Annotated in this window: 17 protein-coding genes; 10 read left to right on the top strand and 7 right to left on the bottom strand. The window is 69.4% G+C overall.

Annotated features, from left to right (window positions below; translation table 11 throughout):
* Positions 1–8 precede the first annotated feature (8 nt).
* The gene (locus KRR26_RS12060) at positions 9–1,355 is read right to left on the bottom strand and encodes a bifunctional glycosyltransferase/class I SAM-dependent methyltransferase (RefSeq protein ID WP_120209606.1); all 1,347 of its coding nucleotides are present in this window, start codon (positions 1,353–1,355) and stop codon (positions 9–11) included.
* 208 nt (positions 1,356–1,563) lie between these two features.
* Between KRR26_RS12060 and KRR26_RS12055 the strand changes: the two genes are divergently transcribed.
* Genes KRR26_RS12055 through KRR26_RS12035 form a run of 5 tightly spaced genes read left to right on the top strand, consistent with a single transcriptional unit; the run spans position 1,564 to position 8,689 of the window.
* The gene (locus KRR26_RS12055) at positions 1,564–3,756 is read left to right on the top strand and encodes a GumC family protein (protein WP_217079867.1); all 2,193 of its coding nucleotides are present in this window, start codon (positions 1,564–1,566) and stop codon (positions 3,754–3,756) included.
* A gap of 59 nt (positions 3,757–3,815) precedes the next feature.
* Complete coding sequence (locus KRR26_RS12050) at positions 3,816–4,991, top strand: glycosyltransferase (RefSeq protein WP_217079916.1); 1,176 nt, start codon at positions 3,816–3,818, stop codon at positions 4,989–4,991.
* Between the two features lie 14 nt (positions 4,992–5,005).
* A complete protein-coding gene (locus tag KRR26_RS12045) occupies positions 5,006–6,109 on the top strand; it encodes a glycosyltransferase family 4 protein (protein WP_233577405.1) in 1,104 nt (367 codons plus the stop codon).
* Positions 6,106–7,584, top strand: a complete 1,479-nt coding sequence (locus KRR26_RS12040; protein WP_217079866.1) for an O-antigen ligase family protein — start codon at positions 6,106–6,108, stop codon at positions 7,582–7,584. The genes KRR26_RS12045 and KRR26_RS12040 overlap by 4 nt, the downstream gene beginning before the upstream one ends.
* On the top strand, positions 7,556–8,689 hold the full coding sequence (locus tag KRR26_RS12035) for a glycosyltransferase family 4 protein (protein WP_236068522.1): 1,134 nt from the start codon (positions 7,556–7,558) through the stop codon (positions 8,687–8,689). Before KRR26_RS12040 ends, KRR26_RS12035 begins: the two co-directional genes overlap by 29 nt.
* A gap of 16 nt (positions 8,690–8,705) precedes the next feature.
* Here KRR26_RS12035 and KRR26_RS12030 read toward each other — a convergent pair whose 3' ends face one another.
* From KRR26_RS12030 to KRR26_RS12015, 4 genes are all read right to left on the bottom strand, one after another.
* Positions 8,706–9,860, bottom strand: coding sequence for a glycosyltransferase family 4 protein (locus KRR26_RS12030; protein WP_217079865.1), 1,155 nt, complete (start codon positions 9,858–9,860; stop codon positions 8,706–8,708).
* A 69-nt stretch (positions 9,861–9,929) separates the two neighbouring features.
* Complete coding sequence (locus KRR26_RS12025; protein ID WP_217079864.1) at positions 9,930–11,186, bottom strand: glycosyltransferase family 4 protein; 1,257 nt, start codon at positions 11,184–11,186, stop codon at positions 9,930–9,932.
* Between the two features lie 34 nt (positions 11,187–11,220).
* Complete coding sequence (locus KRR26_RS12020) at positions 11,221–12,387, bottom strand: glycosyltransferase family 4 protein (RefSeq protein WP_217079863.1); 1,167 nt, start codon at positions 12,385–12,387, stop codon at positions 11,221–11,223.
* The gene (locus tag KRR26_RS12015) at positions 12,384–13,535 is read right to left on the bottom strand and encodes a glycosyltransferase (protein WP_217079862.1); all 1,152 of its coding nucleotides are present in this window, start codon (positions 13,533–13,535) and stop codon (positions 12,384–12,386) included. The genes KRR26_RS12020 and KRR26_RS12015 overlap by 4 nt, the downstream gene beginning before the upstream one ends.
* A gap of 152 nt (positions 13,536–13,687) precedes the next feature.
* Between KRR26_RS12015 and KRR26_RS12010 the strand changes: the two genes are divergently transcribed.
* Positions 13,688–14,641: a glycosyltransferase family 2 protein gene (locus KRR26_RS12010; protein ID WP_120209614.1), complete on the top strand. Its 954-nt coding sequence runs from the start codon at positions 13,688–13,690 to the stop codon at positions 14,639–14,641.
* A gap of 11 nt (positions 14,642–14,652) precedes the next feature.
* Positions 14,653–15,570: a glycosyltransferase family 2 protein gene (locus KRR26_RS12005; RefSeq protein ID WP_120209615.1), complete on the top strand. Its 918-nt coding sequence runs from the start codon at positions 14,653–14,655 to the stop codon at positions 15,568–15,570.
* A gap of 10 nt (positions 15,571–15,580) precedes the next feature.
* On the opposite strand, the gene KRR26_RS12000 is transcribed toward KRR26_RS12005, so the two are convergent.
* Positions 15,581–16,768 carry an acyltransferase family protein gene (locus KRR26_RS12000; protein WP_217079861.1) on the bottom strand — a complete coding sequence of 396 codons (1,188 nt, stop codon included), beginning with the start codon at positions 16,766–16,768 and terminating at the stop codon, positions 15,581–15,583.
* Positions 16,765–18,267 carry an oligosaccharide flippase family protein gene (locus KRR26_RS11995; RefSeq protein ID WP_217079860.1) on the bottom strand — a complete coding sequence of 501 codons (1,503 nt, stop codon included), beginning with the start codon at positions 18,265–18,267 and terminating at the stop codon, positions 16,765–16,767. The genes KRR26_RS12000 and KRR26_RS11995 overlap by 4 nt, the downstream gene beginning before the upstream one ends.
* Positions 18,268–18,470: 203 nt before the next feature.
* On the opposite strand from KRR26_RS11995, the gene KRR26_RS11990 reads away from it, so the two are divergent.
* From KRR26_RS11990 to KRR26_RS11980, 3 genes are all read left to right on the top strand, one after another.
* Complete coding sequence (locus tag KRR26_RS11990; RefSeq protein WP_147423061.1) at positions 18,471–19,568, top strand: glycosyltransferase family 4 protein; 1,098 nt, start codon at positions 18,471–18,473, stop codon at positions 19,566–19,568.
* Positions 19,569–20,429 carry an FkbM family methyltransferase gene (locus KRR26_RS36745; RefSeq protein ID WP_120209619.1) on the top strand — a complete coding sequence of 287 codons (861 nt, stop codon included), beginning with the start codon at positions 19,569–19,571 and terminating at the stop codon, positions 20,427–20,429.
* A gap of 216 nt (positions 20,430–20,645) precedes the next feature.
* Positions 20,646–21,644 (top strand): ROK family protein, encoded by a 999-nt coding sequence (locus KRR26_RS11980; RefSeq protein ID WP_120209736.1) that lies wholly within the window; start codon positions 20,646–20,648, stop codon positions 21,642–21,644.
* Positions 21,645–22,330 lie beyond the last annotated feature (686 nt).

Raw genomic sequence — 22,330 nt, 5'->3', positions numbered from 1 at the left:
CGCGGCACTCACGGCGCGGCGTCTCCGGTGACGCGCGCCACGGCGAACAGGCTCATGCCCACCGGCAGCTTCACGTTTCGCTCCGCCTGGGCGAAGAGGGGCGCGAGCGCGTCATACACGCGGAGCTGGAGCTTGGGCACCGCGCGGCGGCGCAGGATGCGGCTGTTGAGGAACCAGCCTGGCAGGCCCACCAGGTTCATCCACTCCAGCTTCTCCAACTCGAAGCCATTGCCCTCCAGGACCGCGCGCAGCGAGTCCGGCGTGTAGCGGCGGTAGTGGCCCACGGCTTCGTCGATGGCGCCGAAGAGCGCGGGCAGCGCGGGCACCAGGATGAGCACGCGGCCCCCCGGCGCGAGGATCTGCCGGAAACGGCGTACCGCCGCGGCGTCGTCTGGAATGTGCTCCAACACGTTGGAGAGGACGATGGTGTCCAACTGCTCGGCCTTCAGCGATTCCCAGTCCGCCAACGCCACGTCGGACAGGTAGGGCCGCACGTGGGGCTTGCCGCGGAACATGTTCTTCAGCCGGTCCACGTAGAAGCGCTCGACCTCCAGCGCGACGAGCAGCTCGGCCCCGGACTCCAACTCGCGTGTGATGGTGCCGATGCCCGCGCCGATTTCGAGGACGCGACGGCCCAGGTGCTCGCGGAAGCGGCGGCCCAACCACTGGTTGTAGTGGGTGGCGCCGTCCATGCGCTCCAGCGTGGAGTAACCCTCGTGCTGATTGTCCGCGTCGTCGCGCACGGTGGCGTAGCGCATCAGCGTGCGCAGCCGCGCCAGGTGCGTGGCCACCGGGCGCTTCAGCGTGCCCTGAAGAGGGGGCAGGGATACCTCGGTGAGTCGGAAGAGCTGCGCGGCCAGCTTCACCACCAGCTCCGCGTCGACGGCCTCGTCGTCGCTGGTGAGCTGGATGGCGCGCAGCGCCTCGGTGCGGAAGGCGCGCAGGCCCGTGAGGGGGTCCGTCAGGGGCACGTCCGTGACGAACCGCGTGACCCCGCCGAGCGCGCGATCCGCCCACAGCTCGGGCGCCAGTCCGGGCCGACGGCCGAAGACGCCATCCGCCGTGTCGTCGAGGATGGGGCGCACGAGCGTGTCGTAGGCCTCCAGCGCGTAAGCGACGTCGGGGTCCTGAACGACCGTCACGTCTCCCGTCACCCGGGGCAGCGCGGCGCGCAGGGCCGCTCCCTTTCCGCCAGGCGCGATGACGCCTTCGACTCCAGGAACAGGCGGCACGTCCACGGGGCCGTCTCCCGCGAGGAGGACCTGTGCCTTTCCAGACAGAGCACGTGCGAATCGAGCCGCGGCCCCGGCGGTGCTGGCGTCGTAGGGAAGAATGACGGAGAGAGACAGACTCATGGCGGGCGTGAGTAGCACAGGCACGCCTGGAGTGCGCCAGCCGGCTGTGGGGCCGAATGGACGAGGAGCGTCCAAGCAGTGCCGGGACGATGGACAACCCGGCGGGGACGTTGCACGCTCGGTCCGGATATTCGAGCGGGTGTGGGTGCAGGTCGGGGCGGCGACGCCGGGCTGGCGCGCCTCGCCAGATGTGCTCCGGGAGAGAGACGTGGAAGGAAGCCTGTTCGAACCGGCTGCCCCCTCGGGTGGCCTGACGCCTTCAGCCTTGGTGCAGCGCGCGCGTGCGCTGTGGCGGCGCAAGTGGGTGGTGCTCGGGGTCGCGGCGATCGTCGCGGCGGTCGCCTCGGCCTACACGCTGCGCCAGCCCAAGGTCTTCGCGGCCAGCACCTCGCTCATCATCGACGTCACCGCGCCCCGCATCCTGGATGGCGAGGTGAAGGAAGTGATGGGGGAGGAGCGCAGCAACTACTGGTTCAACAAGGAATACTACGCCACCCAGAGTGAGATCATCACCTCGCGCGCCGTGGCCAGCCGCGTGGTGGACAAGCTGGGGCTGAGCAACGACGCGGCCTTCCTCGGGCTTACGCACATCCAGAACGAGACGGCGCGCGTGCAGGCCATGCAGGCCACGGACGCGGTGGACATGCTCCAGCACCGCATCCGCGTGCTGCCGGAGAAGGACTCGCGGGTGATGAACATCGCCGTGGAGGACGGTGACCCTCCTCGCGCGGCGCTGTTGGCCAACGAAGTGGCCGCCGCGTACATGGCGGAGAATCTGGCCCTCAAGCTGCGGATGACGGAGGACGCGCGGAGCTGGCTGGAGGGGCGGCTCGACGAGCTGTCGCACCAATCCAAGACAAGCGAACTGGCTGTCTATGACTTCAAGAAGGACGCGGACATGTTGTCCACGTCGCTGGAGTCACGGATGAGCATCGTCAGCGAGCGAATCAACACCTACAACCTGAAGCTCACCGAGGTGCGCACGCGCATCGCCGAGCAGCAGGCCCGCGTGGATGCCATTCGTCAGCTGCGCAAGTCCGCGGGGGATGACGAGACGTGGGCCGAGGCGCTGCCCGGCGCCAAGGACGGCCCCATCCAGGAGCTCAAGTCGCGCTACGTGGAGCAGCGTGGCGTGTGCGCGGAGCTGACCGAACGCTACCTGCCCGAGCACCCCAAGCTCCTCGAGTGCACGCGCAAGCTGGCGGTGATGCGCGAGGACCTGCTCAAGAGCCTCAACAACGTGGTGCGCGCGGCGGAGACGGCGCTCGCGGAGGCGGTGGCGCAGGAGCGCAACCTGGAGAAGCTGCTGGAGTCAGCGAAGGCCGAGGCCTTCGTGGTGAACAAGAAGTCCATCGAGTTCGATCGGCTCAAGCGCGAGTCAGACAACAACCAGCGCCTGTATGAGCTGGTGCTCAAGCGCCTGAAGGACATCGAGCTGTCAGGCCTGTTGCGCACGAGCAACGTGCGCGTGCTGGACGCGGCGCGGCCCTCCTTCGCGCCGGTGCGGCCCAACGTGCGGCGCAACCTGATGGTCGGGTTGGTGCTGGGGCTCCTGGCGGGCCTGGGCGTGGCGCTGCTCCTGGACCTCTTGGAGAACAGCGTGTCCTCGCAGGCGGACGTGGAGGAGCGGTTGGGGCTCGCGTTCCTGGGCGTGGTGCCGCGCATCGAGGGAGGCAGGCAGCCCAAGGAGCGCGACCTGTACGTGCACCGCGAGCCGAAGTCCTCGGTGGCGGAGTGCTGCCGCGCCATCCGGACGAACCTCCTGTTCATGTCGCCGGACAAGCCCTTCAAGACGATGGTCATCACCTCCAGCGGGCCGCAGGAGGGCAAGTCCACCACGTGCATCAACCTGGGCGTGGCCATGGCCCAGAGCGGCAACCGCGTGCTGCTGCTGGACACGGACATGCGGCGGCCTCGGCTGCACCGCGCGTTTGGCGTGCCCAACGAGATGGGCATCAGCTCGCTCGTGGTGGGGGAGGGCTCGCTGGAGGCGGCGGTGAAGAGCACCGAGGTGCCCAACCTCTTCGTGCTGCCGTGTGGCCCGCTGCCGCCCAATCCGGCGGAGCTGCTCCACACGCGGGCGTTCGCGGACCTCCTGCGCGCGGCCTCGGAGCGGTTCGACCGCATCATCCTGGACAGCCCGCCGCTCAATGCGGTGGCGGACGCCGCGGTGCTGGCCACGCAGAGCGATGGCGTGGTGCTGGTGCTGAAGGCCGGCCGCACGAACCGCGAGTCCGCGCGGCGCGCGCTGCGCTCGCTGGCGGATGTGCAGGCGCGCATGTACGGGGCCATCCTCAACGACGTGGACCTGCGCGCCCAGCGCTACAACGACGCGTACATGGCCTATCAGGGTTATGGCCAGTACGCGGACGAGTCCAAGGATGGGGTGGCGCACTCGTGACGGCGGCCGGCCTGCGGGTGCTGCACCTGGGCAAGTTCTATCCGCCCGCGTCGGGTGGCATGGAGGGGCATGTCCAGACGCTGGCGCGAGAGCAGGCCGCGCTCGGCGCCCAGGTGGAGGTGCTCGTCGCCAACCACTCGGCGGATGAAGGGGACACGAGCCACGAGTTCCGAGGCCGCAGCGCGACGCGCGAGGAGTGGGACGGGCTGGTGCGCGTGATTCGGCTGGGGCGGCAGGCGTCCGTGGCGCGCATGGATGTGATGGCGGACCTGCCGCGGGTGCTGCGCCGTGCCCTGTCTCGCGGCGTGGATGTGCTGCACCTGCACACGCCGAATCCCACGCTCACGCTCGCGTTGGACGCGCTGCCTCGATTGCCGCCGCTCTTCATCACGCATCACAGTGATGTCATCCGTCAGCGCATCGCGGGCGCGCTCTTCCGGCCCTTCGAGGCGATTGCCTATGCGCGGGCGCGCCGCGTGTTCGCCACCAGCGAGGCGTATGTCCAAGGCTCGCCGCTCCTGCGGATGTTCCACCGCAAGGTGCGGGCGCTGCCGCTGGGCATCGACGTGGCGCCCTTTCTGGAACCGTCGCAGGCGGTGCTCGACGCGGAGGCTCGCGAGTGGGCGCAGGGTGGACCGCTGTGGCTGATGGTGGGTCGGCTCGTCTACTACAAGGGCTTGTTCACCGCGTTGGAGGCGCTGACGCGCGTTCCAGGGCGGTTGCTGGTGGTGGGTGAGGGGCCGTTGGCGGAGTCCGGCCGCGAGCGCGCTCGGGCCCTGGGCATTGCGTCGCGCGTGACGTGGGCGGGGTACTTGTCTCCGGATGCGCTGCGCGGTGCCTATCGCGCGGCCACGGCCTTGTGGTTCCCGAGCAACGCGCGCAGCGAGGCGTATGGCTTGTCGCAAGTGGAGGCGATGGCCAGCGGGCTGCCGGTGATCAACACCGCCATCCCGCACTCGGGTGTGCCCTGGGTGAGTCAAGATGGCCTGACGGGGCTGACGGTGCCGGTGGGGGATGTGTTGGCGCTGGCGTTGGCGGCGCGGCGACTGCTGGAGGAGCCGGGTTTGGCAGAGCGATTGGGACACGCCGCGAGGAAGCGCGCGGTGGCGGAGTTCCGGCACGACGTGATGGCCTCTCGCAGTCTGGTGTTCTACGCGGAGGCGCTGGGGCGGCCCGCGCCGGTGATGGCGCCAACCGATGGGGCTCTGCCTCGTGTGGCGGGAGGGGCGTCCTGAGTACGGCCCCGCGTGTGCTGCACGTCTCCAGCGGCAACCTCTACGGGGGGATCGAGGTCTTCCTGCGCACGGTCGCGCTGGCGGACACGGCTCGTCGGCACGAGTTCGCGCTGTGCTTCGAGGGGCGCATCGCCTCGGAGCTGCGCGCCGCTGGCGCCCGGGTGCATCTGCTTGGCGCGGTGAAGGTGAGCCGGCCCTGGTCCGTGTGGAACGCGCGTCGCGAGTTGATGCGGCTGTTGAAGCACGAAGGCTCCGCGGCGGTGGTGTGTCACGCGGCGTGGCCGCAGGCGCTCTTCGGCCCGGTGGCGCGCTCGGCGGGTGTGCCGCTGATCTTCTATCAGCACGATGCGCTGCAAGGTGCGCATTGGCTGGAGCGATGGGCGCGCGTCACCGAGCCCGACCTGGCGCTGTCGAACAGTCGCTACTCGGCGGCGACGCTGCCGAACGTGTATCCGCGCGCGCCGCATCGCGTGCGCTACCCGCCGTTGGCCGCCACGGCCGAGCCCTTGTCCGTTGCTGCGCGTGCGTCGCTGCGCGCGGAGTTGGGCGCGGGGGATGAGGACGTGGTCATCGTCCAGGCCAGTCGCATGCAGGAGTGGAAGGGCCAGCGCCTGCTGTTGGAGTCCTTGGGGCACTTGCGTGACGTGCCTCGCTGGCGCGCGTGGGTGATTGGCGGGGCGCAGCGGCCGGAGGAAGAGGCGTACCTGGATTCGCTTCGCGCGCGGGCCGAGGCGCTGGGGCTCGGGGCTCGGGTGCGTTTCCTGGGACAGCGCGCGGATGTCCCTCGGCTGTTGCGCGCGGCGGAGGTGCACTGTCAGCCCAACACGGGACCGGAGCCCTTTGGGCTGGCGTTCGTCGAAGCCTTGCAAGCCGGGCTGCCGGTGGTGACGACCGCGCTCGGTGGGCCACTCGAAATCGTGGATGGCTCATGTGGCGTGCTCGTCCCTCCCGATGCGGAGGCGTTGGCGGGTGCGCTGCGTCGGCTCATCGGGGATGTGGCGCTGCGCGAGACGCTGGGACGCGCGGGCCCCGCGCGAGCCCAGGCGCTCTGCGAGCCCGCTGCGTTCTTGAGCGCGCTGGAGGGCGACGTGGCTTCGCTGCGAGGGGCGAGTCGATGAGCGCCCCAAGGTCCGCGCTGTCCGTGCGGCCGGTGCGCCCGGAGCTGCAAGGCCCCGGAGTCCTGCGCAAGCGCTACGTCCGACGCCCGGAGGGGGGAGCCACCCCCGGCGCCACGCTGCCCGCCGCTGCCCCTCAGCCGGCGGCGCCCGCGACGGGCTTCCTGGGCTCAGGGCGCGTGGTCATCTTCTTCATCGCGCTGCTGATTACCTGTCAGCTCGCGTTGCTGGTGGGCGCACTCTCTCCGTTGCGCGTGTTGTTTCGCATCACCGCGTTCGGAACGAGTCTGGCGCTGCTCGTCATGGTTCCCGGGCAGGGCCGTCGCCATCCCGCGCGGGGCTTCTTGATGGCAGCGGTCGCCATCGCGTCGCTGAACTTCTTCCACCCGAGCACGAACAGCCCCATGGCGGCGGCCGTGCAACTCGGCATCCAGCTCTCGGTCCTCGCTCCCATCTTCTGGGCCACGCGGCTGGTCATCGACGAGCGGATGTTCCGGCGCATCGTCGTGTTGCTGTTCCTCTTCAACATGGCGAGCGCGACCGTCGGCGTGCTCCAGGTCTATTTCCCGGGGCGCTTCCAGCCCGCGCTGTCCTCCATCGTCGAGAGCCAGGGCGAGGGATACCTGCGCAGCCTCCAGTTCGAGACGACTTCGGGTGAGCGCGTCTTTCGCCCCATGGGGCTGACTGACCTGCCGGGCGGCGCCGCGACCGGCGCTTTCTATTCGGTGTTGCTGGGCGGCGGGCTGCTGCTGAGCGGGCGCAAGTCCCCGTGGCAGGTGCTGGCGGTGGCGGGGATCGGCGTCGGTCTGGTGAGTCTGTATTTGTGCCAGGTCCGGGCCGCCGCGGTCACGTTGGCGGTGTGCATGGTGGCGATGGGCGTCGTGCTGGCGCTCAGCGGGCGTCTGGTGCGCATGGTCGCGTTGGCCTCGGTGGTGGGAACGCTGGCGGTCCTGGCTTTCGGCTGGGCCCTCACGATGGGCGGTGACGCGGTGCTGTCCCGCTGGAACACGCTCTTCGACAGCACGCCGGGCAATGTCTATCAAAGCAACCGCGGTCACTTCCTGGAGAGCACGTTCGGGGAGGCGCTGCCGGAGTATCCGCTGGGCGCGGGGCTGGGCCGCTACGGCATGGCCAACGCCTACTTTGGTGACAACCGAGACCCCGAGCACCCTCCGCTATGGGCGGAGATCCAGTGGACTGCCTGGGTCTATGACGGTGGCGCGCTGGGCATCTTGTTCTATCCCCTCGCGTTGCTGGTGACGATGGCGTGGGGATTTCAGGTGGCGCGCCGTCGCGATGACCTCTTGGGCGAGTTCTGGCTCTGGGGCAGCTTGTTGTTCGCCTATGACCTGGGCGCGCTCGCGCTGACGTTCAGCTATCCCTTTTTCATGAGCCAGTCCGGCATGGAGTTCTGGCTGCTCAACGCCGCGCTCTACAGCGCCTACCATCATGCGACCCTACACCCTCATCGCAGGTGACTTCGTCGACACGGGGGGGATGGATCGCGCGAATCTCGCGCTGGCGGATTGGCTCGTGCGACAGGGGGGGAAGGTGCGCCTGGTGGCGCATCGGATCTCGGACTCGCTGCGCCAGCACCCGCGTGTGCACTTCGTGAAGGTGCCTCGGCCCGCGGGCGCCGCGCTGCTCGGGGAGCCCCTCTTGGATGCCGCGGGTCGCTTCTGGGCCACGCGCACCTTGGCCGAAGGGGGCGAGGTGGTGGCCAATGGCGGCAACTGCGCGGTGCCTGCGGTCAACTGGGTGCATTACGTGCACGGCGCCTGGAAGCCCGAGGCGACTGGCACGCCCCTGCGACAGCTCAAGACGCAGCTGAGCCACGCGTTGTATGTCCAACGTGAGCGTGTGGCGTTGCGTCGCGCGCGCCTCATCATCGCCAACTCCGCGCGAACGCGAGAGGACTTGCTGGCCGCCACGGGCGTGCCCGAGGACCGCGTCCACGTCGTCTATCTGGGAAGCGACCCGGAGCGCTTTCGCCCTCCGTCCTGGGAGGAGCGGCGCGCGGCTCGGGCAGCCTTGGGATGGCCGGAGGCGCGGCGGGTCGCGCTCTTCATCGGGGCGTTGGGAGATCGGCGCAAGGGATTCGATCGACTCTTTTCCGCGTGGGCTCGCTTGTGCACGCGGGAGGGGTGGGACGTGGAGCTGAAGGTCGTGGGGGAGGGGGCGCAGCGGAGCGCCTGGGAGCGACAGGCGTTGGCGCAGGGGATGGGGTCGCGGCTCCAGTTCCTGGGCTTCCGAAAGGATGTCCACGTGCTGCTGTCCGCGGCGGATGTGTTGGTGGCGCCCACGCGTTACGAGCCCTATGGGCTGGGCGTCCATGAGGCGCTGTGCGCGGGTATCCCAGCGCTGGTGAGTCGCTCGGCGGGAGTGGCGGAGTGTTATCCGCCCGAGCTGCGCCGCTTGCTGCTGGACGCATCCGACGATGTGGGCGCCCTGGTGCAGGCGCTGGAGGCGTGGCGCTCGGAGGCGGACATGCTCGCGCCTCGCGTGGCCGCGCTGTCGGAGGTGCTGCGCGCCCGCTCATGGGACGCGATGGCGGCCTCGTTCGTGAAGCGATTGGAGGAGTGACCGCCACGGTGGGAAGTCAGGCCGACCTCTGTTCGAGGACCTGCTCGAAGAAGTCGAGATGTGCCCGCGCGACCACGGGCCACGCGAAGTGAGTCAAAGCCCGCTCGCGTCCTCGCGCGGAGAGCTCCGCGCGCTGCTCCGGGCTCTCCAGCAGGCGAGCCAGCGCGGCTGTCCAGGCCTCGGGGTTGGTCTCGGGGAGCACCCATCCCGCGTCGCCCACGGTTCGTGGAACCTCGCCTGAGTCACTGCCGAGGACTGGGATGCCGCAGGCGAATCCTTCGGCGAGCATGCGACCGAACTGCTCCTTCCATCGAGGCGTGGTCTGACTGGGGGCGCACAGCACGGTCATGGCATTGAGCGCGCGGGGCACGTCGCCGTGAGGGACGCCCGTCACCACGCGCACGCGATCCTCGAAGCGGCGCCCCCACGCGCGCAGAGGGTCCTCCAGGGGGCCTCCGCCCACGAAGAGCGCTCGCCATGGCGTGGACAGTCGCTCGAGTGCGGCCATCAGGAGCGGCACTCCCTTCTCTGGAACGAAGCGGCCCAGGTAGCCCACGATGGGAGGCCCATCGGAAGTCCAGCCCTGCCCGCTCAGGAAGTCTTCGCCCGCGGGGCGGTTGGGATGGAACAGCTCCGTGTCCACGCCCATGGGGAGGGCGTGAGAGGGGCGCTGCGCGTAGCCGGGGCGCGCGAGCAACGTGTCTCGCACGGTCTGGCCCCAGGCAATCCAGCCCGAGGCGCGTTGCACGACGAACCGCTCAGCCTGGGAGAAGGGGAAGGGGTATTGCTTGGAGAGGTTCTGCGCGGTGCAGAAGACGAGCGGAACCTTGCGCGGCGTGAGCAGGGCCACTTCCAAGCCCGCCATCACGTAGGGCTCCTCCCACGAGTGCACCAGGGAGACGTTCCCCGTGAGTCGCGCACGGAGCTCCGGCCCGTAGACGAAGGCATGGAGTGAGCGGCTCAGCAGGGCTCGCACCGCCTCCACCTGCGCGGGTTCATCCGGGGCGCGCTGGAGGGTGAGGGGACCCAGGTCCCCCCGAAAGGAGCGCGGAGCCAGCGCGGTGATTTCCCAGCGCCCCGCGCCCACGCGAGCCATCTCGTTGGCGAGTCGGCGGTTGAGTCCGACGACATAGGAGTGCGACACACTGACGAGCCGGCGCGGCTGCTTCACGACACGAATCCTCGACGTGCACCAGGGGGCGTCCCGGGGGGATGACCGAACCAGAGCCCTGGTGTCGGGTCAAGCAGGGGCGCGCCGCGGTTTGAGTGACGGACGCGTCAGGACCCGTCGGTACACGGCGAGCACCTCGCGGGCATAGCGCTCGCGAGAGAAGCGCGCCTCCGCCGCATGGCGGGCGGCCTGGCCGAGCCGTGCCCTCAGCGCCGAATCGTGGAGCAGGGCGTGCATCGCGGTGGCGAGCGCCCCGGCATCGCCCGAGGGAATGGAGAGGACCTCGTCGCCGTCGCGCAGCACCTCGGCGGCCCCGCTCGACTGGGAGATGATCGAGGGCCGGCCACACGCGAGCGCCTCCGCGATGGTCAGGCCGAACGGCTCGCGGCGCGTGCTCGCGTGCACGAAGACGTCCAGCGCGCGGTAGATGGCGGCGGGCTCGGCTTGGAAGGGGACCAGGCCCACCCGGCCTTCCAATCCGTGAACGGCGATGCGTTGCCGCAGCTCGCTCTCGGAGAACTGGGAGTCGGGCGTGCGGTAGAGCGGCGCGCCCACGAGATAGAACCGCGTGGAGGGCGCCGCGGGTGTTTGCGATAGCAGCCGCGCCGCGGCCTCCAGGAAGACCTCGTGTCCCTTCCATCGGGCATAGGTGGCGACGAGCCCCACGCGCAGGACGTTCTCAGGCGAAGGAGGGAGGCCCGCCAGCTCATCCAGGCGCGAGCCATCACCCGGGCCGGGCGCGAAGCGCTGCACGTCCACTCCGTTGTAGACGACCTGCACGGGCACTTCCCCGAGCACCGCGCGCGCATCCTCTCCTACGGCCCGCGAGTTGGCGATGGCGGCCGATGCCAGGGGGCGCAGGACGCGCAGCGCGCGGCGCACCAAGGGGCGCTCGCCGAGGAAGTCATGTACGTGCCACACGCGCCGCAAGGGCAATCCCAGTGTGGCGGGGCTCAGCAGGTGGGTCTTGATGCCATTGGAGTGCAGCAGGTCCGGGGCGATCCGCTGCACTTCGCGCCGAAGCTCCCATCCATAGGTCGCGAGGAGCGCGGGGGTGGGCGCCAGCGTGCGTGCGAAGCGCCAGGTCTGGCGCAGCCCCTGTCCGCGCAATCCACTGTCTCCGAGCGCGGACAGTCGCTCGGGCAAGGGGAGCCATCGCGCCTCCACGCCGAGGCGACGTGCCTCATCCAACAGCGGCCCATCGGTCCCCGCGAGCAGATGGAGCGAGAGGCGCGTGTCTTCGCGCCGCAAGCAGTCCATCAGGTCCAGGAGCGCGCGCTCGGCACCGCCCAGAATGCCTACCGGGTTGAGGAAGAGGATGCGCAAGGCGATGGGACGGAATCAGACCCATCCGGGGGGGTCAAGCCGTTCCGCCTCGGCCTGGAAGTCTTTCGCGATAGGCCTCCAGCACGGTGTTCGCGTGGGCCCTCCAGGTGAAGCGTGAGGCTCTCGCCAGTCGCGTGTCGCGAGACGCGGGATGCTTGCGTCCTGTGAGCAGCGCGTCCAGGGCGTCTGTCCAGGCGCTCACGTCGCCCACCGGGCAGTAGTGACATGCCTCCGCGCCCACTTCCCGCAGGACCGGGAGGTCGCTGGCCACCACGGGCGCGCCACAGGCGAGCGCCTCGATGACGGGCAGCCCGAAGCCCTCCGCCTCGCTGGGCACGAGGACCATTCGGGCTCGGCGATACAGCCCCGCCAGGGTCGCTCGTTCTTGTCGTGGGGGCTGGAGGAGGGCGTCGCCGAGGCCCAGCCGGGCGACGTGCTCCCGCTGAGACGGGCTCAGGCCCCCCCCTTGCTGCACCAGCATCAAGTCCGGATGCCGGACGCGCAGCGCGGCGAAGACGGAGAAGAGGACATCCAGGCGCTTGCGCGGAATGGAGCTGCCCACGTGCAGCAGGTACGGCCGGCCGCGCAGCGGTGCGAGCAGGGCGTCGCTGTCATCTCCTGGCTGTGATTCCGGCCGGTACTCGGGCGAAACCCCATAGGGGGCCCACACGAGGCGTTCGGCGTCGACTACGTCGTGGCGCAGCAGTTCCTCGCGGATGGCCTGCGTGCTGTGGAAGACAATGGCGGCGCGCCGCAAGCCTTGGAGGCTCGTTCGCGCCATCAGCCGGAACCAGGCGGGGCGGGGCTCCCGCGTGGGCTCCAGCACGGAGCGGAACGCATCCAGGTCGTGACAGAAGACCCCTGTGCGAGCCGCGGGCAGCGCGTGCGCGAGCTGTGCGTAGGAGTGGTCCACGACGTGGAACGCGTCCTGCCGCGCGCGCTCGAGCAGGGCCCGTGCCGGATAGAGCCCGAAGCGCGTGACGAGCCGATCCACGTTGAGCGCGGCATTTCGCTCACCCACGCGAGGAAGGCGCCGCGCGATGGCGGGGATGCTGGGTCGCATCCGGGTGACCGCGACGTCGTCGGGGCGCGATGCGAGTTGCTCGTGGAGGGCCTCGCCCACCAGATCCATGCTGGGCCAGCCCTCTTCCCGGGGATCGAGCAGCAGCGCCAGCCGCAAGGGAGTGCGTCGCTCCGTCATCGAACTGGCCTCTTTGTCGTGGACGCGAACAGGGCCTCCAGCGTGCGCTCCAGCGCGAAGTGTGCCTGGTAGACCTCGGCCGCGCGTGTGGCCAGGGCGTGGCGCTTGTCGGGGTGGCGGAGCAGTCGCTCGGTGGCCGTGGCCATCGCGATGGGGTCGTGTCCCTCCGTGAGCTCCACGGGGCGCAGTTCGCGCCAGAGCGGCTCCGTGAGGTGCCCGGTGTTGGTGACCAGCGGCATGCCCAACCCCAGGCCCGCCATGGCGCTCCCGCGGCGGCTGCTGACGCCATCCGGATACGGTTGCAACAGCACATCACAGGCCTTGAGGTGGACCGCCGCGTCAGCGGGGGCCAGCGCGTCGAGCGCGCGGAGCTGATCGGCCAGTTCCGGATGCCGTTCCGCGAGGGCCGCGCGATAGGCGAGCGAGCCGCGTCCGAGCAGCACCGCCAGTCGCCGTGTGTCTCCGCTCAGGATGCGGACGAGGAGCGGCTCCAGCAGTCCCGTGATGCTCGGCCCATAGGTCCCGAAGTGGCCCAGCACGGGGCCGGTTCCCAGCGCGGCCCGCGCCTCCCGCACCCGGTCTTCCGGCGCCTGGGTCGGGAGGTTGCTGGGGACGGGGCGCCACTCCGCTCGGCGACGTGCATCGCCGGGCAAGGGCGCGGCCCACGAAGGGATGGAGACGAAGACGCGGTCAGCGGTGCTCGCCACCCATCGCGCCATCGCGTGGGTGACCCCCGCGAGGACGTGCCGTCGAAGGGGCGCCCCCGACTCGAAGGGATAGACCACCTCGTGAAAGAGGACCCATCGCTCGTCGTGCCGTCGCGACGCGAACCAGGCGCAGAAGGGCAGGTTCATCGCCTTCATGCCGAAGGCGTGTGGGACGTACTGCAGCAGCAACCGACGCGGGGCGCGGCAGGCATCCAGCGCACGGGTGAGTCCGGGCAGGCCCGACGTGAAGAGGCGCGGCGCGCGGTGCACGGTGACGCCCGCTTCGTCCGTGACGCCCTCGGGCCCTGTCGCCCACACATGGACGCTGGCCCCCGTGCGCGCCAGGGCCTCGGCCACGAGGCGGGTGTAGTCGCCGACCCCGCCGGGCTGGGGCGGATACTCACCGGTCAGCAGGTGCCAGTCTGGAGGGGCGTCGTGCACGCGAAGGTCACCCGAGCGCAGGGCAGGCGGGCATGCCGGAGCGTCCGGCGAGCGCGGGTGTCTTACACCGCCTCCGGTGGCGAAGGGGAAACATGTCGGCGCAGTCCGCTTGAGGTCCCTGGAGTCGCCCGCTACGGTCCGACTCGCGACGCATGAAGAAGCCCGACCTTGTCATCTCCATCGTCAATCACAGCAACCCTCACCTGCTGCACGACTGCCTGCGCACGTTGCACGCGACCACCCACGACATCTCGTACGAGGTGTGGGTCGTGGACAACGCGACGGACGGGCGCGGCGTGGCGGAGATGCAGCGCGACTTCCCCTCCGTGCGCTGGCTCTTCAATACGGAGCGCAAGGGGTTCTCGGCCAACCACAACCAGGTGCTGAAGCAGGCCGAAGGCCGGTACGTCTGCATCTTCAACGATGACACCCTCGTCCACGAAGGGGCCTTCGACGCCCTGGTTCGCTTCATGGATGAGAACCCGCGCGTGGGTATGGCGGGCGCGCGTCTGCTGAACGCGGACGGCACCATCCAGAACTGCACGTTCCGCCCCATGTCGCTGTCGGGGGCCCTGTTCGACCTGGTCTTCCTCCCGCGCCCGCTGCACTTCCTGAAGGGGCGGAACATCGACCCGGCGCAGTTCGGCCAGGAGGAGGCGCGGGTCAACTGGGTGCTCGGCGCCTGCATCGTCGTCCGCGAAGAGTGCCTGCGTGACGTGGGGTTGCTCGACGAGGTGATGTCCCCGCTGGGCAACACCGAGGACACCGACTGGTGCGTCCGGGCCTGGGGGGCGGGATGGGAGGTGGCATTCTGTCCAGAAGCGGTCATTACGCACCTGACCAGCCGCTCGTTCCGCCCCTCCGTGACGGGACCGGACAAGGTCCGCGTGGAGCTATGGCGCACCCGGCTGGCGTACTTCCGCAAGCACCATGGCCGCATGCATGAGGCGCTGCTGCGGCTCATCCTCGTGGGGACACTGCCCTACAACTCGGCGGTGCTGACGCAGACCCTCCTGCGCCAGCGCTCGACCCTCGCGGAGTACAAGCGGCAGTTGTCCACCTTCGCGCGCATCGCCCAGATGGGGCTGCGCACGCGCGTGGGTTGAGGCGACCGGGGATGCCCTACTTCTCCGTCGTCATTCCCACGTACAACCGCGCGCGGTTGTTGGAAGAGACCCTCGCCTCGGTCTTCGCGCAGGACGACACCGACTACGAGGTGCTCGTCATCGATGACGGCTCCACCGACGACACGTTGGCCTCGTTGGCCCGCCTGGGCGACCGAGTGCGCGTGCTGCGGCAGGCGAACGCGGGGCAGGGCATGGCGCGCAACCTGGGCATTCGGGAAGCGCGTGGCGAGTATGTCGTCTTCCTGGACAGCGATGACCTCTGGTTCCCCTGGACGCTGTCGACGTATCGCGAGGCCATCCGGATGCACGGTGGCCCCGCGGTCGTGATGGGGCAGGCCAAGACCTTCACGGACCCGATGGCGTTGACGGGCGAGGAGTCCGAGCCGCTGCGGACGCGGTTCTTCGCCGACTATCTGGCCAGCGCGGAGGCCCGCTTCATCCGGACCGCGTGCGCCGTGGCGGTGCGCACCGAGGCCCTGCGGCGCGTGGGGGGCTTCTGTGCGCGGCGCATCGTGGCCGAGGATTACGACCTGTTGTACCGCCTGGGCGTCGAGCCAGGATTCGCGTTCATCGAAGCACCTGTGACGCTGGGCTATCGCAGGCACTCGGGCTCCTCCTCCACCGACCTGGAGCGTGGCCATGAGGGCACCGTGTTCCTGATGGAGCAGGAGCAACAGGGGCACTATCCCGGAGGCGCGTCGCGGCGGCGGGAGCGGCTGCTGATGCTGCTCTTCGGCCTGCGTCACGTGACCCATTGGATGCTCGCGCATCGTCGCTGGGGTCTGGCGCTGGACTTGTATCGCAGGAGCCTCGCCTATCACCTGGAGGTCCCCCGCTGGCGATACATGCTGGGCTTCCCTCCGTATGTGCTCGCCACCTCCATGATGCGTCGAGGACGCGACGGTTAGTTCGCGGGGCTCAGTCTCCGGTGGGCGCTGGGCTCGCGACGGAGCGCGCGGGGCGGGGGCGTCGGAGCCACGCTCGCGCGGGCTCCTCGATGAAGCGGAAGAGCAGGACGGAGAGCAGCACCGCGAAGGGCATGGCCAGCAAGGCGACAGTGTTGTGCGCGAGCCCCAGGGTGCGCGTGTTGAGCGCGAGCAGCGAGTTCAGCACCGCGCCGTGCGTCATGTAGAGCGCGTAGCTGGCGCCGCCCAGGAGGGCGAGCCCGCGCGTCGCCAGCCCCAAGCCCCGCCATGCAATCCCACCCGCGAAGAGGAAGATGAGCAGCGCGAACAAGGGCACCAGGACCGCGCTCTGCAAGAGCGGCGAGGGCGGGGCATCGGTCAGCAAGACCGCGCCAGCCAGCGCGCTCCCTGTCGCGAGGACGCCGAGGGTGCGCATGCGCGGACTCCCCGAGGGCTGGGGCGCGCGAAGAAAGAGAATGCCCAGGCAGACGCCAATGACGAACTCCGGAAGTCGCGCGAGCGGAATGGCAAAGGCCAGTCCTCGGCTCCAACCGCTGAGTACCGAGCGCAGGAGGGGCAGCGTGTCCTGGGGGCTCCACCCGGACTCGACCCGCGACGCGGCATGGGGACTGAGTCCCAGCAGCCATGCGCCCACGGCCACCGCGAGGAGGCGCGGCGTGCGCAGTCGCGCGAGCGCGGGGCCGAGGCGAGGGAAGACCGCATAGAAGAAGGTCTCGACCGACAGGGTCCACGCGACGATGTTCCAGATGGGGCGCGAGACATCCATGCCCCAGGCCTGGGTGAGCGTCAGCGTGGCGGCCGAGTGGCGGCAGACCTCGACCGCGCTCGCCTTGGGCTCGGTGAGCTGGATGGAGCGGATGAAGAACGGAAGCTCCACCGCCAACGCCACGACATAGATGGGATAGAGGCGCGCGAAGCGGGCCCGGATGAAGGCCGTCAGAGAGCCGCGGAAGCTCCCGGTCGCGTCCAGGTACGTGTAGGCGAGGATGAATCCAGACAGGATGAAGAAGAGGCTGACCGTGGTGAACCCGGCGCCGAGCAGGTGCCCCACCCAGGCGGGCAGGTGGGGCTCGCAAGGGCCGCAGTAGTAGTGAAAGCCCAGCACGCCCATGGCGGCGAGGAAGCGCAGTCCCGTGAGCGCGGCGAGTCCTGGCCGCTCGCCTGGCTCGGAGTGGGTCACGAGGCGGCCCGCCTCGACCGCACGTACTGGACGACCGAGCGCACCTCGCCCATCAGAGACAGTCCCCTGCGCAGTCGCTCGCGGGCGACCACGCCGAGCGCCAGCGCACCGCCCGCGACGAGCGCCTGGACGAGCGGCCCCTGCGCGCCGGTGGCGAAGCGCGCCACCGCCACGGCGAAAGCCAGCAGCGCGCCCACGGTCAGGAAGGGCTCCATCACCTCCGCCTCCAGCCCGGTCAGGTGCGGGCTGCGGCGGGCCACCATCCAAGCGGTGAGCCACAGCTCCGTCAGCGTCATGGCCGCGCCCATGATGCCGATGCCGACGATGCCCAGGTGCATCACCGCGAGCGTCCCCAAGCCCGCGCGCAGGATGCTCGACACGGTGGTGACGTAGACGCGCTCACGCGCCTGCCCGCTCGCGTTCTGCTGCGAGCACAGCAGCCCGTGCACCGCCATGAGCGTGGCCTCCAGCGTGTACCACTGGACCAGCGGGGCGGCGGGCCGCCATCGCTCACCAAAGATGACGGGGATGAGCATGGGCAACGCGATGACGCCGAAGGGAATGGCCAGACACAGCACCGCGCTGATGCGCCGGATGGAGGTGCGCAGGTATTCCGCCAGCCCGGCTCCGTCCTCCTGCATGCGGCTGTACGCCGGATACGCGACGCGGTTGAGGATGCCGCTAACCATCAACGGCACCGACGCGAGCGCCCACGCCCAGTTCACCAATCCCACCGCGTCCTTCCCCAGCAGCTTGCCGACGATGAGCGGAATCCATCCCGAGAGGATGGCGGGGATGATGCCTCCCAACTGGAACCAGATGCCGAAGCCCAGCAGGCGCTGGAGGATGTCCTTGCGGAACCGGCCTCGGGGACGCCACGGCGAGGCGCTCCAGAGAATCACCAGTCCCACCGCGCCCCGCACGAGCCCTCCGAGCGCCAGCGCCCACGGGCCCCAGCCGAGGAGGGCCAGGGCGATGGTCGTCCCGGTTTGGGTCAGTCCCTCGACGAGTTCCATCCTCGCCACGGCGGGGAAGTGGAGATGGCGCTCCAGCATCATCATGGGGATGACGCGGAGCGAGGAGAAGAACAGGCCCACCGCCATGGCGCACACCATGGGCGTGCCGGAAGGGCCCAGGTCGTACGCGTTCGAGACGAGCGGCGCGAGCACCAGGAGCAGCGCCACGATGGTGCTGGTCAGGGCCTGATGGCTCCAGAACGCGGTGGTCGTCTCGTCCTCGGTGGGCTCATGCGACTGGCGCACCAAAGAGGCGCTCAGCCCCAGGTCGCCCAGATAGGCGCCGAGTGACGTCGCGAAGGCGACAATGCCAAACGCCCCGTAGTCGGATGGGAACAGCAGCCGGGAAAGAACGAGGGCGTTGATGACGCGCAGCCCCTGGGACGCGAACGTGCGCAGGGTCAGGGCGACGATGGAACGGAAGGCGCGAGTCTTGACGTCAGACCGGGCCTGCTCCGGATTCGATGCGGGACGGCTGCTCATGAATGGTCGCGATGGAGAGCGCGGCAGCGTATGCGCCGGGAGCGGACGGGACAAGCGACGGCCGGGACAGGGCCCGTGCATGCAGGTGGGCCAGGGGAGCATCCAAGTTCGACCCTCCTTGCCGCTTGTCGCTCTCCACCGCGTCGGCTAATCACCCGCGTTCGTTTGACTGGACGCGACCCCCGCGCCGGAGAGGAGGACACGTGAGCCCATTGGACCCGCGAGCCCTTCTTCGCGGTGTGGCCCGCTCCGCGCTGCGGCGCCTGGGCATGGCCCGGCCCGCGGGCGCCGAGGTTCCTCTGCTGCGGCGGCTGGACGGCCCGCGGACGACACCGCCCACTGTCTACTTCCTCACGCCGGACTATGACGAGCCGAGCGGAGGCATCCGCACGCTGTACCGCCATGTGGACCTGCTCGAGCAGGCGGGGATCTCCGCCGCGGTCCTCCATTCGCGACCGGGCTTTGCGTGCACCTGGTTCGAACACCGCACGCGGATCCGCCACGTCCCCACCACGCCTGTCGGCGCCCGGGACATCCTGGTGGTGCCGGAGGTGTACGGCGCCTCCATCCGCCGTCTGCCTCGGGGCGTCCGACAGGTCATCTTCAATCAGGGGGCCTATCTCACCTTCGCGCGTGCCGGACTCACGGACACCGCGCCTTCGCCCTATCAAGACAACCCGGACCTGAGCGCCGTGCTGGTCGTCTCCGAAGACAGCGCCGCCTACCTGCGCTATGCGTTCCCGTCCCTCCGCGTGGAGCGCGTCCACCCCGCGGTGGACCCCTCGCTTTTTCATGCGAGGGGACGCGGGTCGCGCCGTCGCATCGCGCTCATGTCGCGTCGCAACCGAGAGGACGCGGTCCAGGTGCTGCAAATGCTGCGCGCGCGCGGCAGCCTGAGCGGCTGGGACGTCGACATCTTGCAAGGACTTGCTCCGGCGCGCGTGGCGGAGGCGCTGCGAGGCTCGGCGCTGTTCCTCACCTTCAGCCATCAAGAGGGCTTCGGGCTCCCTCCAGTGGAGGCGATGGCGTGCGGCTGTCTGGTCGTGGGCTTCCATGGGCAAGGCGGGCGTGAGTTCCTCCGCCCCGAGTGGTCGATGCCCGTGGAGCAAGGGAACATCGTGGCCTTCAGTCAGCGCGTCGAGGAGGCCATGGGGCTCCATCGCGAGGAGCCGGCGCGCTTCGAGGCGATGTCGCGGCGTGCCTCGGAGTTCGTGCATCGGGAGTACGCTCCGGAGCGCGAGCGCGAGGATGTGGTGGGGTTCTACCGGGCGCTGCTTCGAGACGGTGAAAGGGGAAGCTGAGTGAAGAAGACCATTGTTCGCGCCGTGGGACACGTGGCTCGCGGGGTGTATCCCTGGAGCACCCAGTCGGGGCTGGCGCGGACCTTCCATGCTCGGCTGATCCGCCACTTCAGCTACAGCAAGAAGCCGTTCTCCGTGACGTATGACGGCATCCGCTTCGAGGTGATGCTGGGAGACAACCTCCAGCGCCACCTCTTCTTCTGTGGCTCCTACGAGCCAGAGCTGCATGCCCTGCTCATGGCGGAGCTGCGGGGCGGCGGTGTGCTGGTGGATGTCGGGGCGAACATCGGGGTTCATTGTCTGCCCGTGGCGCGGATGCTCCAGGACGGTTCTCGCGGGAGGGTGTTTGCCTTCGAGGCGGCGCCGGACACCGCCGAGCGGCTGCGACGGGTCGCTCTGCGGAACGGCGTGGCCGAGAGCCTGGAGGTCGTGCAGGTCGCGCTGGGAGACCGCCCCCGCACCGCCCAGCTCCGCAGCTCGGCGGAGCTGGGGGCGCACGATGTCGGCGTGCGTTCGTTGTACGGCACTGGGGAGCAAGCCATCGCGGTGCAGGTCACGACGTTCGATGCTTGGGCGGAGGCGCGCCCGCTGGAGCGGTGGGACGTGCTGAAGATGGACGTCGAGGGCGCGGAGGCCGAGGTCTTGCGCGGCATGTTGGCCACGCTGAAGGCGCGGCGTCCCCGCCTGCTCGTCATCGAGGTGGTGGACTCACTGCTTCGCCGCGCGGGCTCCAGCCGCGACGAGGTGATGGCGTTGTTGGCGTCCGTGGGCTACGCGGAGGTTCCCGCTTCGCAGACCCTTCATGGTCTGTCGGTGGCGGCGCTGGCTCCGAACCTCTTGTTTCAGCCTGTGTCCACATAGGCGAGCTGCGGAGGACCCAGGGGGCGCGCTGAGGTGTGTTCGTGTGCCCCAGGCCCATGCGGCCCGCCGAGGGCTGGCCCGGACGTCGGCCCTCAGTCGACAGCGGTGCTGACCAGATTGCGGAGGGCGCCAGGGCCTGGTTGCCGCGACTGGGAGGCATGAATGGCCACGAGAAAGACGACGACGTCTCGTGTGACGCGGAAGAAGCCGCGGACGATGCCGAGGACCGCCAAGGCCCGCACGGGCAAGCTGCGCGTCTGGGGCGGCATCGACCTGGGAGGCACGAAGATCGAAGCCGTGGTCGTGGATGCACGCGGCGAGGTGCTCGGTCAGGCGCGTCACCCAACGCCAGGCAAGGGGGGGCCGGGTGAGGTCGTCCGGGAGATGTACGGCACCCTGGAGGAAGCGGCGATCTCCGCGGGGCTGGCGACGCCTCGGCTGTCAGGCATTGGGGTGGGGGCTCCGGGCTCGGTGGATGCCAATCACGGCACGCTTGCGCACGCCACCAACGTGGTTGCGGATTGGGAGAAGCCCTATCCCCTGGCCGCGGACCTGGGCGACCTGGTGAAAGGGCGGGTGGTGCTCGGCAATGACGTCCAGGTGGCCGTGGCGGCCGAGTATCGACTGGGCGCGGGCCGTCCCTATCGCTCGGTGCTGGGCGTGTGGTGGGGCACGGGGGTGGGGGGTGGGTTGGTGCTGGATGGCACGCCCTGGCGTGGGCGCGGCGGCGCGGGAGAGATCGGCCACATGGTCGTGAAGCCCGATGGCGCGCTCTGCGGGTGCGGGCGACGGGGATGTCTGGAGGCGTATGCGGGACGTGCCTCCATGGAGCGCAAGGCGCGCAAGGAAGTGCATCGTGGGCGACGCACCCAACTCTTCGACATCATGCGAGACAAAGGCCGCCCTCGGTTGTCGAGCGGTGTCTGGATGACCGCCCTGCAGAAGAAGGATGGACTGGCCATCGCGTTGATTGACCGAGCCATCGAGATGCTCGGCGCCGCCATCGCGTCTGCCATCAATCTGTTGGACGTCGAGGCCGTGATTCTGGGTGGAGGACTCGGGACGCGGCTCGGGCCTGAGTATGCAGGGCGTATCGCCGAGTCGATGTATCCCCACCTGTTCATCCCCGAGCGCGCCCCATTGATCCACGTGGCGGAACTGGGAGACCTGTCGGGAGCCATTGGCGCCGCGCTCCTGGCCGAACCCAGGATGTGACATCGGGACAAGGAAAGAATGTCTCCCAAGGGGGACTTGTTTGTCGGACAAGCCTCGGCTATTGACACACGTGACCTGGCATTCCAGTTCAATCAATGCTCTGTCACGTGAGGGATGATGTCGGTATTGGTGATGGCGTGGCCCCGAATGGGGAAGGTGGGTTCGAGGAGTCTGGCAGCAAGTGTTCTGCTCCTCGTGGGACTGGTGGCGTGCAACCCGGCACCTGATAAGAGCCGGGCGGAGTCGCTACCGAAAACCGATGATGGACCCCGGACCGTGGTGAGCGAGTGGCGGCCCACTCCTACGGATCAGGCAGCGAACAAACAAATCGGTGAGGACTGCAGCGCGCACGGTGCCTCGGAGTGTCTCAGCCAGGTATGTGTGCATGCCCGACCGGAGCGCGGCTCGGGCTACGTGTGCAGCCGTCGATGTCAATCCAGCGCCGAATGCTTGCCCGAGTGGCGCTGTGTGAGCGTGGTCCCTGGCGCGAAGGAAGCCGTCTGCCTTCCGCCACGCGAGCCTCCCGCGGTTGTCGGTGAAGGCTCCTCCCCGTCCCCTGTTCCCTGAATCCTGGCCCTCGGGCCACAGCTGAAAGAACCTCAACTTGACTCCTCTGCTGAAGACGCGGGGCGGGCCCTGGTGGCGCCGCACCCCAGTGGTTGTGTTTTTTGCGTTCAGTCTGGTGG

This window comes from Citreicoccus inhibens, from assembly GCF_019039035.1.
Lineage (GTDB): Bacteria > Myxococcota > Myxococcia > Myxococcales > Myxococcaceae > Citreicoccus > Citreicoccus inhibens.
Note: the sequence above shows the minus strand (reverse complement) of the source record. Positions and strands in the feature narration are given on the sequence as shown.

Coding starts and splice junctions, on each gene's coding strand:
- KRR26_RS12005 (WP_120209615.1), top strand. CDS start 14,653: ATGCCCTACTTCTCCGTCGTCATTCCCACGTACAACCGCGCGCGGTTG.
- KRR26_RS11980 (WP_120209736.1), top strand. CDS start 20,646: ATGCCGAGGACCGCCAAGGCCCGCACGGGCAAGCTGCGCGTCTGGGGC.
- KRR26_RS11995 (WP_217079860.1), bottom strand. CDS start 18,267: ATGAGCAGCCGTCCCGCATCGAATCCGGAGCAGGCCCGGTCTGACGTC.
- KRR26_RS12050 (WP_217079916.1), top strand. CDS start 3,816: ATGGAGGGGCATGTCCAGACGCTGGCGCGAGAGCAGGCCGCGCTCGGC.
- KRR26_RS12035 (WP_236068522.1), top strand. CDS start 7,556: ATGCGACCCTACACCCTCATCGCAGGTGACTTCGTCGACACGGGGGGG.
- KRR26_RS12010 (WP_120209614.1), top strand. CDS start 13,688: ATGAAGAAGCCCGACCTTGTCATCTCCATCGTCAATCACAGCAACCCT.
- KRR26_RS12020 (WP_217079863.1), bottom strand. CDS start 12,387: ATGACGGAGCGACGCACTCCCTTGCGGCTGGCGCTGCTGCTCGATCCC.
- KRR26_RS12040 (WP_217079866.1), top strand. CDS start 6,106: ATGAGCGCCCCAAGGTCCGCGCTGTCCGTGCGGCCGGTGCGCCCGGAG.
- KRR26_RS12060 (WP_120209606.1), bottom strand. CDS start 1,355: ATGAGTCTGTCTCTCTCCGTCATTCTTCCCTACGACGCCAGCACCGCC.